The organism is Mobilitalea sibirica (genome assembly GCF_015999265.1).
GTDB lineage: Bacteria > Bacillota > Clostridia > Lachnospirales > Lachnospiraceae > Mobilitalea > Mobilitalea sibirica.
This window is the reverse complement of the sequence record NZ_JAEAGR010000008.1, coordinates 112,803-127,234: the sequence shown is the minus strand read 5'-3', so window position 1 is coordinate 127,234 and position 14,432 is coordinate 112,803. Positions and strand designations below refer to the sequence as shown.

Here is a 14,432-nt window from a genome sequence, read left to right as displayed (position 1 = left end):
GTGATAAGAGTTAAATACTTACCTCCTTTTATTTATTATTCTTGTTTTATATATTGATTAAAATTTTTTATCATATCTACCCGTTTAGATTTACTAGTCCACCAATATCAAGAATCAAACTGATATTTCCATCCCCTAATAAAGTACATCCCGCCAGCCCTTGTATTTTTCTGGTGCTTTTTATATAGCTTGGAAGTGTTTTCACTACTACCTGTTGCTGGCCTAATAACATATCCGCAAAGATACATAAAGTTTTTTCATCCTGCTCAACCATAATAAGTATTCCCTGTGTAAAATCTGTTACCTCTGTCTTAACTTTATAAAGCTCATGCAACCGTAATATTGGAAAGCACTGTCCTCTAACCATTATCATTTCATTACCATCAGGGTCCTTAATCAGGTCATTTTCTTTCGGTCTAAATGATTCCTTAATGGTTGTTGTCGGAATGGTATATCTGGATTTCCCTACACTGATATTCATACCGTCTATAATTGCTAGGGTAAGTGGTATCTTTAATGTAATAGTCGTCCCTATACCCTCTTCACTATCTATGGACACGGAGCCTCCCACAGCTTCAATATTATTCGTAACAACGTCCATACCGACACCACGGCCGCTATATTCGGAAACAGCTTCTTTTGTTGAAAAACCAGGCAGTAATATTAAATTGTAAATCTCTTTGTCCGTCATCTCATTCTCTGTTTTTATTAATAAGTCGTTTTCCCTGGCTCTATCTAAAATCTTTTGTTTATTTAATCCTTTTCCGTCATCCTTTACTAAGATAAGTACATCACTGCCGGCATTTCTTGCTTCTAACGTCACTTTTCCGATCTTCGGCTTTTCTAAGGTCACTCTATCCTTTGTAGCCTCTAAACCATGATCGATTGCATTTCGTACCAGATGCATTAAAGGATCCGATATATGCTCGATAATATTCTTATCTACTTCTGTTTCTTCTCCAATTAGCTCCAACTTTACTTCTTTCCCAAGCTTTTTACTCATATCTCTGACAATACGATGCATCTTATGAAACGTAGTTGATAATGGAACCATTCGAATCGCCATCACCATATCCTGAAGTTCTGTCGTTATTTTATGTAACTGACGTGCCGCCTTATGAAAATTCACAATTGTAAGTCCCTTTAAATCGGGGTTCTGAGTTACCATTGCTTCCGCAATTACCATCTCCCCAACAAGGTCCATTAGCTTATCCAATTTTGCTACATTTACACTGATGATACTCTGGTTAGATGATGTAATTGTTTGCTCTTTACCTTCTTGATAATTCTGATTATTAATCTTTGGTATCATAACCGGTGGCGTATCCAGAATTATTTTCTTAATAGGTTTATAGAACTGTTTAAATTCTTCATCATTGTCTAACTCAATAAGCTCTAAGTCCTTTAGAAATATGGTTTGCTTTAAGAATTCAAACATTTCGTTATATGTTTTGTTTATTTTTACATACAGTTGAAAGCCTTCTTCTCTTATGAGGTGAATACTCTCATCATTTTCTATAATATCCTGGGGAAGATAATAGATCTCATCCGCCATATCTCTCAGATGATGGGTAATCGTATATGCCCGAATGTTCTCCATTTCACATCCATCGTCAAAGAAAATAATCGCCTTATACATATGTAAATTGATTTTGTTCTCCGTTTTATCTTGTGCAATATAATAATGTGATTGCTTCTCAATAACGGGTTTTTCAATTAGCTCTGTAATCGCATTCTGTTGTTTTAATTCTTCTAAATAGTCCTTTATCTTAGACGATAAAATCGTCGAATCCCGATTGACTTTGTCACCTTGTGTGATTTTGTCAAGCTCACCCTTGATAAAATCAACCACTTCCAACACAAGATCGGAAAGTGTTGAATAATCTATCTGTTCAGGCTTATGTTCCCTGAGAAAATAAAATAAATCTTCAACCGTATGAGCCAGCATGGAGATATTATTAAAAAGCATCATCGCTGAGGAACCTTTGATTGTATGCATAATACGAAATATCTCATTTACGACATTTTGTGAATAATATCCTGCCTTTTCCGTATCTAAAATACAGGTCTCAAGTTGTTCAATATTTTGAGTGGTTTCGAATATATACATATCCATCATTGGTTCGTTTGCATATAGTTCTGACATCTAGTTTGCCTCCTTTCCGTTGTTATCTAAGCTGTTGCAATTTTAGTTAAGGTTTCTATTACATGTCCTTCCTTAAAAGGTTTAATAATAAACGATTTCGCGCCACTAGCGATCGCTTCCTTAATCATCCCTTCCTGACCCATTGCAGATACTATAATAACCTTTGCTTTAGGATCATATTGCCGAATGGCTTTCAGTGATTGAATTCCATCTAGAACCGGCATAGTGATATCCATAGTAACAAGATCCGGTTTATATTCTTGATACATTTTTAAAGCAACCGCTCCGTTTTCCGCTTCACCAACGATTTGAAAACCATTTCGTTCTAATATCGTTTTTAAGGCTAATCGCATAAAAGCAGCATCATCAACAACTAGAACCTTAGGCATAAAAAACTCTCCTTTACTATATATTTTTTGGTATAAATGAATCTAATATTGCATCTATCGCATATAGAATGCGCTCTTTTAGAGAAAATTCATAGTTACTCATTCTCCATTTTAGTGTGATTGCTCTTCCTGTTCCCACCAATATGTCAGAGATACACTCACTGTTTATATCTGATCGAAGTAGTTTCGCTGTTTGCGCTTCGTTAATTAATTCTATCAAATACTTCTCTCTTTCTTTTAATATAGAGTCAACCTTCTCTGTTAAGGAGGGCTCGAATCTTAATATATCGTAAGCATGAAGAATAGCTGTAATTGCCGGATAATTCTCATAATAAGTAAAATATGAATCAAAAAAGTATCTGACTGCATCTATCGCAGTTAGTTTTTTCACCTTGATAGATTGAAATATTGCATAATCATATTGTGCGTAATAGTCTAATACCGCTATGATTAGATCATTCTTTGATTTAAAGTGATTAAACAATGAAGCATTCGCAATTCCTTGTCTTTTACATACTTCTCTGGTCGACAGTCCCTGAATTCCCAATTCATTTATCACATCTATTGTTGTTAAAATAATACTTTCTTTTCTTTCAATAAGTGGTCTCTCCATTATATCCCTCCTATACGAGCAAGCGCTCGCTAGCTTTTCCATTGATTGCATTATATTCCAGTTGTTGTTTTTTGTCAATATATATTTTATTATGATTGATTTTGTTTTTATTATGTCGAAATTTATGCGTTTTTTATTCTTGTTGCATTAATTTAAACGCAAAATCGGAAAGGTAAATAACTTACCTTTCCGATTTAGTATTTGAATTTTATTGTATACACCAAATAAACATTTTTCACCCTGCAAATAAACATTTATCATAATTCTCCCCACAACCCCCTACTCAAGCCAATCCCCATTTTTATCCATTTTATCATCCATTCTCAATTCCATTCACTTTTCCCTTAAATCTTAGGCCTTAATCCTGCTGAAATGCAAATAAAGTTGTTTCAGAATTACGGGTTAAGGATCAAGGGTTAAGAGTGTTTTTTATCCATTTTTCTTTTCCATTCTGTTTTCCATTTAGTCTTTCCATCCATTGACTTTTCAAGGCTATACGAATAGAGCCAAGATGCAAGGAATAAGGATTAAGAAATAAAAAACATGGTAGAAAGAAAGGCTTTCGCCTCCTTAAAACCATGTCCTTTGATACAACTTTAGTGTTGAATTTGCTTTTTGATATAAGTTTATTTGGGTAATACATAGTAACAGGCACAAGAATCAAGGGTCAAGTATCTAAGATTTATATTACTCCTGATTTTACTTGTGTCTTATCTTATTATACAATCAATATTTTATAAGCACTTAGTTGAAAATTAATTTAATTGGTATATATAGAAAATTATAGATTCCTATCAAACTAAATACTAATATAAATAAGCAAATTAATGTATATCCTAGTAAAATTAGAAATCTTCTAATGTTTATGTATTTTACATAATGTCTAACTTTCCAAAATTGGTCTTTTATAACCTCCATAGCCCATGATGATTCATAACCAAACAGTTCATATATTACTGGCAGGTAATAACTATTTAATAAGGTACTATAAGTTTTAAATTTACTGCCACTATAAAGTGTTATATCTTTTAAAACCTTGTTCTCTGTTATTAATTTAGTTATCTTAACTCTGAAACTGCTCCAATCATTCTTTGCTTTATTAGGAGAAAGAGGGCGATTATATAGTAAAATATTCCCATAAGAATTAATTTCCTTCTCTGAAAACTGTGTTAGATATACTCTTGTACTTCCATGATAAAATTCTACTTCACCTTCTACATAATCTATGATATGTCCAGTTAAGTTATTTAAAATAATTTGGCTATAAACTTCTCTCCTATTATTTTTATAATCTACATTATCAATTACTTTTATTTTACATATTTCATTTTTCACATCATTAGTATTCTTCTTGTATGCTTCCGACTCTTTATCTTCTAACTCTCTAAATTTACTGTCACTAATTTTAAAAAGAAATATTATACCTATGATTAAACTTGCAAAAATGCCAATACCTAAGATATCTAGTTTAGTTAATGCATCATCATATAATTTAATAATAGGATTAATTAGAAGAAAAATTGTAAACAACAATGATACTTTTCTAATCAACTTATTTCTTTTGTATATTTTCATTGCTTTTTCACTTATTATATTACTTACTTGATTATCACTATTATTATCTTCAGAGTCTTTAGTAAGTAGTTCTGCAAATGTAATTAAATTATCCTCAAAGTTCTCTCGAAGTAATTTACTACCATCAGTGGAAAATAATAAAGACTCCCCTATTAGAGAATCATTTAATACCTTTACACCGTAAGGCTTTACCTCATACCCTAAATGGTCTAAATATCTATTTAAGTGTTGTTTAACCTCTACAGTAAGCATTTCTATATCTAAAGGCATATTTTTTATACTTATATTTTTCTTAGAAATATTTATATCTTTATCTAAATTTAATTCTCTATTAAATTCAATATTATTCATGAATTTTTTTGCATTTTCATTTAAATCTCCTATTAAAATAACTTCATAATGAGATACCGTCTTATTAGCATTAATAATTGCCTCTAGTGTTTGCTTAATAAGCGTTTCTGAAAAAGTATTTTTTGTAGACTTGACCTGTATAGCCTTCGTACTTTTATCTTTAAATTCAATTATTATATCTATTTTCTCTTGCTCTGGTTCTACTTGTATACTTGTCCACTTATTATCTTTTACTGATTCAAATACACTTACCAAGCCCTGTAAGTAATAACCTCTGGAGCCGTACCTACCGCCATGCATAATAGCCATCCCCCTTTGATGCTTTCTTATTACTTTGTAAGAAATTCTTATTTATTCAATAAAATAAATATATTGAATAGAAAATAAAAATTATTTAGTTTCTATCCAATATACTTTTATAATTCTTCTATTATCTTATAAATATTTATATAAATACTCTTTACAATACTCATAAGACATATAGAAAACCATTTTAAGATTTAATTTTCCTAAACTTCTAAAATTCGTCTTATATCATTCATGTTTAACGCATCAAAACATAATAATCGTTATTTGAAGAAAATAAAGCATCATAAATACCCAAGGAATCAATATCTCTATATGAGTAAAAGGTAGATACTTATTTTTATCTTCTCCTCTCCCTAATAACTCCCATTCTAAATCGTATAAACTTATTGGTAAGTTTTTTTCTATTTTATGTATTACAGTAAACTTTACAGAATTTAAGTCCTTATAAGATCTTATTAGTCTATACCACATGTAACTGGTAATTATACCACACACTCCGATTAATATAGCCAAAGTGTTTGACATATGTACTTTATTACTCATTGTAGCCCCAATAACTGATATTAAAACTGTATTTAGGGTTACAAAGAAAGAATTTGCACTTTGCCTTCTTTGGCTTATCCTATCCGCCATTTCTAAATAAGTCTTATATTGCTCTATAATATGGTTCCTATACTCATCCCCGTATTCTTCTTTTGTGTAATTTAATATTGTTATTTCATTTTCATCCATTTTATTCACCATTTATAAACTATTAATAAAGTTTTTTATATTGGCCCAAGACCACTCTATTATTTTGTTCCCTGATATTTCTGGAGGGTTTATCCCTCTTTCATTGCTTGGTACATACATTCCAATCATAGGTATTCCTTCTTCTTTAGAACACTTTATTTCCCATCTTGCTCCATCTGCATAATATGTATTCTTACTAAGAAGCACAATTACTCCATCACACCCTTTTATTTTGGTTCTGCATTGTGTTTTCCAAGAACTAGCCCAAGGTTGCTTAACTGACATATCAACAAATTCAAATGGACTATGATCTAATCTACTTTGTCCAACCAAAAAGTCTCTATATTTGCTATCCTCCATAGCAAAACTTATAAAAATTCTTTTCTTTGTCATATTAGTCCCTCCCACCCCATTAATATTAACTCATTTATACTATAAACAATTATTTTTTCTATATATTGTTTATTGTGATCTAGTTAAAGAAGGTCGTCTATTAAAATACTACTCCCCATAAAGTTAATAACTTTTTATTAGAAGTTTAAATAACTCCTTTATTTGGTTCTCGAATTTGTGACTCCAACTGTCGTTTGTATCTTCCAAACTATCAAAAACAATTATTTCATCATTTTCAAATTTTAGAGTAAGTCTATGGAATCCTTCTGGGTTACATGTACACTCACATTTAAAGTCAGTAAGATTCTTTAATTTTAATGTTGTTATTTCAATATTAGTATCTTGTAAAATTCTACCCCTCAATATTTTATCCTCAAAAACTACATAGGCTTCTAATTCCTTATGATCCACAAACAGATTTTTAGGATAAAATAGTTTAATTGTATTAACATCAATGAATTCTTCTATCTTACATAACATATTGCTATACTTTCTTGATTTATTATCTGAATATCTATGTCCATCAAAATATCCCTTAATCTCTACATAATCACTTTTCAAATTCTATTCCCCCTAGAATTTATTATCTGAAGTATTGCATGATGTGCTTCCAGATTTCCACGGCAATCTCATTAACATCCTTTTCTTCTTTATCTCCATACGATTGCATAGTCATTTTTAATTTCAAGTTCTTATTTTTATCAACTTCACATGTAATCATCTCATTAAAGGAATTATCGCTATCTATCATATGTCCGTTATATGACAAAAATATATGTTCATCCCTTGAGAAGTTGCTACCTAGCCATATCTTTACTGTCTGCTTTTCCATACCATTTATATAATATCTAATTAAGGATTTCTTGTTTGTTACTACATCAATCTCATAGTCAAAATTACGGTTTCTTTGTTTTGTTTGATCTGCTAATTGTGATAAATGCTCTATTATTTCGGTGTAACTTTGCTTCATGAACCTATTTTTATCTCTATCAGTTATCTCCCTAAAGTCAGGTATTAGTCCATCACTTATGCCTACACTTCTAGTTTTTTGCAATGTCTCCATTGTTACCTTTCTCGGTTTCAAATCTGGAATCTCGCCTAAAGGTTCCATCTCTATTCTATCTTTCTTTAATATCTTATATTTCAATTCTTCAAGTTTATCGTAGAAATTATGGTCATTGGAGAAATCAATATATGTAACCCCTTTTAGGTAGAAAGGTATAGCCTTTCTTATGTCTCCTCTAAATCTCACGATTGGTATTATCTTTTCAATATTCTCTCCAATCTCATTAACCAATAATGAGGTTTCATATCCTACTCCACCCTTAAATGATTCTGCCTTTTGTGCATATTTATCTGTTAAGACAACAAGAGTATAATCTGTATCTCTTATATTCTCTATCATCATTCGGTTTAAATTAACTGTTCCCCTTTGTGTAATGAATTCATCTATCTTTGCGTCTATTCCAATTTTCCTTAATTCATTGGCTAAAGCCGTTACCCAATCTTTATGTTCTGGACTATCCCAACTGTAACTTATAAAAACCTTTGGATTTTTCATTTATAACACCTCTATAAGATAAAATTTCTTTCACTCCCTTATATAATAGCACAAAATATTTTGAAAGTTCTGTTTCTAAGGACAATTTTTGCCAAAAAAAGAAGAATGGTTATCATTCTTCCTTAATACGCTTACAGAAAATTACATTCATATCCACTTTCTAATAATGACTTCTTTATATCCTCTTTTATAGATTTCATATATCGTGGTTTAACTCCCGCTACCTCAACAAGATTCCAAAGTGTTATTTCCATATCTTCTTTCTCTAATTGCTTTATTCCCCACTTAATTTTACGGATTTGAAACTCCTGAAGGCTCTCTTGTACAGATTCTATATATTGCTTTGTTAAAGGTAGTTTATCTTTTCGTTTTGACATCCATCCGCTTACTCCTAGTTTACTTCCTACAGTGGTCCATGTAATTCTTTCTGGCTTTCCTTCCTGCATCTCCTTTACCACTTGTTTTACCTTTACCACAAGTTCCTCGTCTCTTTGTTTCCAGTCCACATTATTGCGTCTGCCTTTATTTTTCCGGGCATGTTGTCGTAACCAGTCAATATCGTATTTGCTAAGCCATCTATACAATGATTGATGATCCTGTCTAATTTGGTTACTACTTTTATCAGGATATTTATCTAGTAACTCACCCCACTTCTTTCTTGATCGTCTCCTCTTAGTTTTAAATTCTTCAGTTTCTATATACTTTTTTTTAATATATCTCCCTCCCCCATTATACTTCCAAAAGGGAGTGATACCTAACTCGTCAATACTTTTTCTAATAGTTTTAGGGGTAGAATTTAAAATAGTAGCAATTTCTCTTACAGATAAGTTTAACTCTGCAAGTTCTTTTAATCTTTCTTGCCATAATTCTTTATAAGAATCTATACTCTTTAATCCTATATTGTTGCTATTAGTATTCCATCCTAGTTTCACATGAAACAGTGTATCTAAAGGAATTTCAAGGAATCTAGCCAACAATAAATATCTTAATGCATATGTAACTCTATTATTGTTACGAACCATTGTAGATAACCAACACTGTGATGAATCAGAAAGTGGAGATTGTACAAGATCTAGGTACTCTTGTTCATAAAATTCTTGAAAGTCTTGTTTTAATTTCTTTTGATGAATGTAATTATTCATCCTTGCATACCCTTTTTCAATCAATTTTGCTCTAAATTGACTTTTGAACCACTCCTGATCTTTATGCTTAAATCCTCCTTTAAGAAGATTGTCTATATCTTTAGCCATCCAAAGCATCTTTTCCATAACTTTATCTGTGTACTGTATCTCTTTTTCTACTATACAGTTATCACTTGTAGGATTTATAAACCTTTGCCTATTTCCCGCTCTAATTAATTCTTTACTATTATAAATAGGAGTTTTATGCTTAGGACATATAAAAACCCCAGTTATTTGATGAATTCTGTGCCAATAAGGCTCTCCATAGATTTTAATATCTTCCTTAAAACATTGAGGACAAAACCTTAAATATTGATTTAAATCAATGGAGTAAGATACAAGACCTAATTTTATATAAGTTAATGAGCCATTACCATCTTTCATAGCATTTATAATTTCTTCTGCTCTTTCAGGAGGAATAAATGCTGCGTAATATGGAAAAAGCGTATGATGCTTAACAAAATACTCCGCTGTATATAATGTGTCTACAGGCATATTGGATATTAATGCATCCAGTTTTACAGGTAATTCTACAGTGGCGATAGAACTTCTAGTAGAAAATAAATCCTCGAAATTATGTATTTCTTTTAGATTTCCACTCCTTATACTGTAACGCCCAAGAGTGCTATACAGGATTTCGTCTGGATAGGGAGTAGGAAAAAAATTCATATAACCCCTCCAGTAAAAATATCATTTTTAAAATCCTTAATGTATCCCTTTTCCTTTAACACCTCATAAGCACTCTTGTTATCTTTTTCTCCTTGTTGCACAATATAACGAATATCGTGAGGATTTATCTGCTCTCTTGTTTCCTTTACCTTCCGCTTAGACTGTTTTTTATTAATTACTGCTTCTTTATTTATAGTTTCTTCTATACTACTATCCTTCTCTTTTTCCTTTATCTTATTTAGCAGTTCTTCAGCAGCGAAGTTTAGTTTAATCTTTTCTTTCGTGGTTGATAAAACATCATTCAGATCTATGTTAGGAATATATACATCTTCGTATTTAGCCATTTCCCGAATACTACCGCTTCTAAGGGCTTTAATCATGGGTTGCACTAACTGTAGATTTTCCTTTGCAACTTTTTTAAGGATATTTGGAGTAATGTCCTCTTTCCCACTGGAAATAGCGTAAGCCTGTGCAGTTGCGTAAAGTTTTATTAGTAAATCTGGAATTCCCTGTGTTTCATCATACAGAGTGTCTATTAGTTCCTCTGTAAGTGGGATCTCTTTCTTAGTCCACTGATAGTACCAAATACTTTGTACTAACAAATTCCATACCTTATCCTTTTTTAAACGGTCACATATCATATCTCCATCAATTCCTATGCCCCTTCGTGCCTTTCTAAACTCTCCTTGTAAAACTCCCATGGCTTTCGGTGTTCCTACCATAACTACAGGTAATCCTACATTGTTTACAAGATTCACGAAGAAGTTTAACATCTTTTGGCTGCCACCAGATTTGGCTGTACTTAAATGTTGTATCTCATCTATTACCAGTAATCCTAGATTAGTATTCCGTACAACTTGGTTCATAACGGTAAGCATCATATCTGTTGTTGGTCTTGTCTTAACCATTTTCTGATGATAATTTGTTCCTAACAATCTATCTATGCTAATAAAAAAGTCATACAGTAATCCTTTAATAGAACCATCATAGGGGCATTCAAGTTTCAGCCATGCTATTTGATATGTGGATAATGGTGTTCTATAATATTCTTTATGCACAATTACTTGTGGATATAGGTTTAATATGTGATTAAGTCCTGATGTTTTCCCTAAACCTGATACGCCTATCAGAGTAAATCCACTGGAAGATGGATTTACCATCCTACTATCACCAACAGCCCCATTGCCTAAATGTTCATAATCCTGACGAAACCCTTGTGCTAACTGCCATCCGAAAGGATTTCTAGTGATATATCCTTGCCGTATAGACCTTGAAATTCTACTTTCTAATTTTATGTTCATTGGTAACGGCTGGAACACTTGAAATATCCGGTTAATAAGATGTATCCTATGATGGCTATCTAGTTTTCTTTCTTCTACATTATAAGAAGGATAAAAAGCCAATTTTTCTATTACCTCACTAGCAGTAAGCAGTGGGGGCAGGGCTTCTATAAAAGGATTGTTTTTATAATCAGGTATAATTTGTTCCTTATATTCTGCAACTTCTGCACTACATCCATCAGGAATTAGTATCCTATCAGTCACTTTGTAATCCCTCCTTTTGCTTTATTATAAGCAATTCTATGGGATCTACTTCTTCTTCATTAAAATTGTTATCTTTTATAGGCTTTTCTTCAATTTCTAATTTAAATGCTTCCTTTACCCTATTGGCTGCCTTTTCTATTCTTCTATTTTCTCTTATATTCTCAATTCTTTTTTTATCGCTTTCTTTACCAATAGGCTCCTTCTCATGTTCTTCCTTTGCCTGTTGTACAATATCTTCTATCTCTGCTATCAACTGCGTTTTCGCTTGGGCATCTATATCTTTCATCTTCTTTTTCTGCATTTTCTCTGCTGTCAATAGATATTCTATTTCTTCAATCGTTTTATCTTTGTACCTGCTATTTGCATCAGTTAAGTAGCATATTTCATAATCCTTCGGAGAATCCCCATGAACATATATATAACTCATATCTCGGGGATCATAACTAATTTTTGTTCTCCATGTTTTGTTCCTTGCGTTCACAAAGGTTTGATCCTTTAACATGGTTTTTGAAGCATAATACATATCCTTATATTTTACTCCCTTGGCTGTCACTGTGGCTTCATCAGAAGGCATAAGGGCTAACTTAATTACATCTTCAGCAACACTTCGTAGTGTACCCCCTCGATTTGCTATACCCCAATTAAATATATCTCTTGGAATGCATGGTACATTATCTGCTATCATCATTTCATCACGCCTATAATTATTAAGGATATGGTAATTATTATGGTATAGTACAGCCTTTATTACAATTTGAGTGAATTGGAAAATATCTACAGTTGCTGATGTACGATAGTCTTTATCTCCCCTTTCTCTCCCATCAAGATCAATAGTTCCGGGAATATGGGGTTTATAATAGTCTCCAAACTGTTTGAAGGCTCTTTCAACGAAGGATTTTAGGTCTGCTCTATATGGAGGAGCCAATGTTACTTGAATATTTAGTGTGTTTATAAGGCTAGAAATTCCTGTATTTTCCAATTCACCTCTGTCACAAATCACTTTTTCTGGAATAACATTATGCACAGGCCAATCTTCTTCTTTAATATGTATACCATATTGTTTGCAAAACTCTACCTTATTCATATATGCGTTTAAAAGAGCCATCATTGCAGATGCATAGGATGCAGATTCAAATGAAATATAGATTCCGCATACTAAGTGGCTAAATTTGTCAACAACAAAATAGAGTGTTGGCCGTCCACATACCCAATTCCGATTATATCTGGATACTAAATATACATCTGCAATCGTGCTATCTATTTCGTAAACACCGGGCTGTATAACCCCATCTCCTGCATTACCGGTAATAGACCTGTGTTGTTTTTGAAATCTCTTATTACTATACCGGCTAGTAATTTCTTTTTTAATATTTCTTTCCTTCTCAAACCAATAACGAAATTGACCAAAAGTAGGGATGTCAGACTGTGACTTTATAATGGGTACTTTCACCCCATTAACCATCTTATGTCCATCTACAAAATACTCTTTTCTCATTAGTTCATAGGTTAAGACTAGCGAATTCTTTGCAGTAGTATAATAGAAGCGATTAATCGCTATAGTAAATATCTTTTTAATTTCCTCTGTTATATTAACTCCTTCACCGACAATATCTTGATGTTTTCTAGGTCTCCCCCTTTTAGTAGTTCCAATGACTCTTTCCTTTCCCCTACCGCCACAATTAAGATAATCTGGTAGCAAAGCATTAGGTACTTTCCCCCTTTTCCAGTACCTTTTTAAAGAATTCATAATGCTTAATTGACTCACATTATATTGCTTTGCAATTTCTTTTACATGTTTTCTTCTAAAGGTATTCTGAAATATATGTGGTTCTTCAATAACAATCTCCTTAATCATAGTCCAGTATTTATCCCTTATTTCTTTATATTTTTGAGGAATATCTTCTTCCTTATATACAATTGCCAAAGGATCTTCTTCTATAAGTACAGCACTTTTATCTTCTAAAGATACTTCCAAATCCTCTATCCGTTTTTTATAAGGAACATTGTTTTTATTGATATCAATAAGATATGTGAATTGCTCATCTAGCCATAGTATCCGTTCAAGAATGGGTTTTCCATTATCTCCTTTAGTTTCAATAATAGAGTTTACGCTGTACTTCACAGGCTCACCACTCCTTCCGTTTTTAATGTGGGAAACATTAATGTACTGCTGTTATTACTAATGCTTATGGGCTTGTCCATATCAACTAGCACTCTCTTGTTGGCTACCATATACTTAAACAATAAAAGCCCTGTCCCTTTATCCAAATCGTAATCTTGCTCATATCCGATCAAAATATCTCTAATGCTCCGATCACTCTTGCTAAATCTATATAGTAACCCTTCTAAAAGTCCTTCTATTTCACTTTGACTAAAACCAATATACTCACTGCTATTAATAACAGAGTGCAGCCACTCTATATTCTTTGCCCGTACACTATTGATATCTTTATTAGTGACAATTCCCCAGTCTATGCCCTTTCCTTCTTGCCAATATCTTCTCTCTATCTCAAGTTTCTCTTGAGTCATAACTTTAGAAAGTTCGGAAGCATATTTTATTGACCTTGCTACATATTTCCTTTTTCTATCCTTATCTAGTAATGTGATTAAAAAAGAAGTTGAAAATATATATGAAGTGCTATTCTCCTTGTTTTGAAATTTATTTAGTTTCAAATCTGATGTATCTTTTAAAACATCTTCTAAATCTAGTAGTGGATAATGCTCTCTTATATCTATCACTTGATCCTCCCACTCTAGGAGATAAAAGTAGTTCAGTTGAGTATTTGAAAAGAAATGATGCATACGATTTGTTTTTTTACCAAATATTCGAGTAGCCATCCCCATAGACGGGAAATCCTGCGTATTAAGCCAAGGTTTATAACTTTCCCCTTCTCCAGAGCCTCTACCTTCTTTTATAAATTCTTTTATCTTATTTTCATTCCAGACTAATTTTCTCTTAGCCATCTACT

Annotated in this window: 12 protein-coding genes; all 12 read right to left on the bottom strand. The window is 32.2% G+C overall.

Annotated features, from left to right (window positions below; translation table 11 throughout):
* Positions 1 to 76: 76 nt before the first annotated feature.
* Positions 77 to 2,146, bottom strand: a complete 2,070-nt coding sequence (locus I5677_RS09415; protein ID WP_197661332.1) for a chemotaxis protein CheA — start codon at positions 2,144 to 2,146, stop codon at positions 77 to 79.
* A gap of 26 nt (positions 2,147 to 2,172) precedes the next feature.
* A complete protein-coding gene (locus I5677_RS09410; RefSeq protein ID WP_197661331.1) occupies positions 2,173 to 2,535 on the bottom strand; it encodes a response regulator in 363 nt (120 codons plus the stop codon).
* A gap of 16 nt (positions 2,536 to 2,551) precedes the next feature.
* Positions 2,552 to 3,148 (bottom strand): TetR/AcrR family transcriptional regulator, encoded by a 597-nt coding sequence (locus I5677_RS09405; protein WP_197661330.1) that lies wholly within the window; start codon positions 3,146 to 3,148, stop codon positions 2,552 to 2,554.
* Positions 3,149 to 3,892: 744 nt separating this feature from the next.
* Positions 3,893 to 5,374 (bottom strand): hypothetical protein, encoded by a 1,482-nt coding sequence (locus tag I5677_RS09400; RefSeq protein WP_197661329.1) that lies wholly within the window; start codon positions 5,372 to 5,374, stop codon positions 3,893 to 3,895.
* 252 nt (positions 5,375 to 5,626) lie between these two features.
* Positions 5,627 to 6,115 (bottom strand): RipA family octameric membrane protein, encoded by a 489-nt coding sequence (locus tag I5677_RS09395; protein ID WP_197661328.1) that lies wholly within the window; start codon positions 6,113 to 6,115, stop codon positions 5,627 to 5,629.
* 12 nt (positions 6,116 to 6,127) lie between these two features.
* Positions 6,128 to 6,508, bottom strand: a complete 381-nt coding sequence (locus I5677_RS09390) for a TIR domain-containing protein (protein WP_197661327.1) — start codon at positions 6,506 to 6,508, stop codon at positions 6,128 to 6,130.
* 123 nt (positions 6,509 to 6,631) lie between these two features.
* Complete coding sequence (locus I5677_RS09385; RefSeq protein WP_197661326.1) at positions 6,632 to 7,069, bottom strand: DUF3908 family protein; 438 nt, start codon at positions 7,067 to 7,069, stop codon at positions 6,632 to 6,634.
* A gap of 22 nt (positions 7,070 to 7,091) precedes the next feature.
* Complete coding sequence (locus I5677_RS09380; protein WP_197661325.1) at positions 7,092 to 8,069, bottom strand: toll/interleukin-1 receptor domain-containing protein; 978 nt, start codon at positions 8,067 to 8,069, stop codon at positions 7,092 to 7,094.
* Between the two features lie 131 nt (positions 8,070 to 8,200).
* The gene (locus I5677_RS09375; protein WP_197661324.1) at positions 8,201 to 9,919 is read right to left on the bottom strand and encodes a TnsD family Tn7-like transposition protein; all 1,719 of its coding nucleotides are present in this window, start codon (positions 9,917 to 9,919) and stop codon (positions 8,201 to 8,203) included.
* Positions 9,916 to 11,463 carry an ATP-binding protein gene (locus I5677_RS09370; protein ID WP_197661323.1) on the bottom strand — a complete coding sequence of 516 codons (1,548 nt, stop codon included), beginning with the start codon at positions 11,461 to 11,463 and terminating at the stop codon, positions 9,916 to 9,918. The genes I5677_RS09375 and I5677_RS09370 overlap by 4 nt, the downstream gene beginning before the upstream one ends.
* A complete protein-coding gene (locus tag I5677_RS09365) occupies positions 11,456 to 13,585 on the bottom strand; it encodes a Mu transposase C-terminal domain-containing protein (protein WP_197661322.1) in 2,130 nt (709 codons plus the stop codon). The genes I5677_RS09370 and I5677_RS09365 overlap by 8 nt, the downstream gene beginning before the upstream one ends.
* Positions 13,582 to 14,427 carry a TnsA endonuclease C-terminal domain-containing protein gene (locus I5677_RS09360; RefSeq protein WP_197661321.1) on the bottom strand — a complete coding sequence of 282 codons (846 nt, stop codon included), beginning with the start codon at positions 14,425 to 14,427 and terminating at the stop codon, positions 13,582 to 13,584. Before I5677_RS09360 ends, I5677_RS09365 begins: the two co-directional genes overlap by 4 nt.
* Between the last annotated feature and the right edge of the window lie 5 nt (positions 14,428 to 14,432).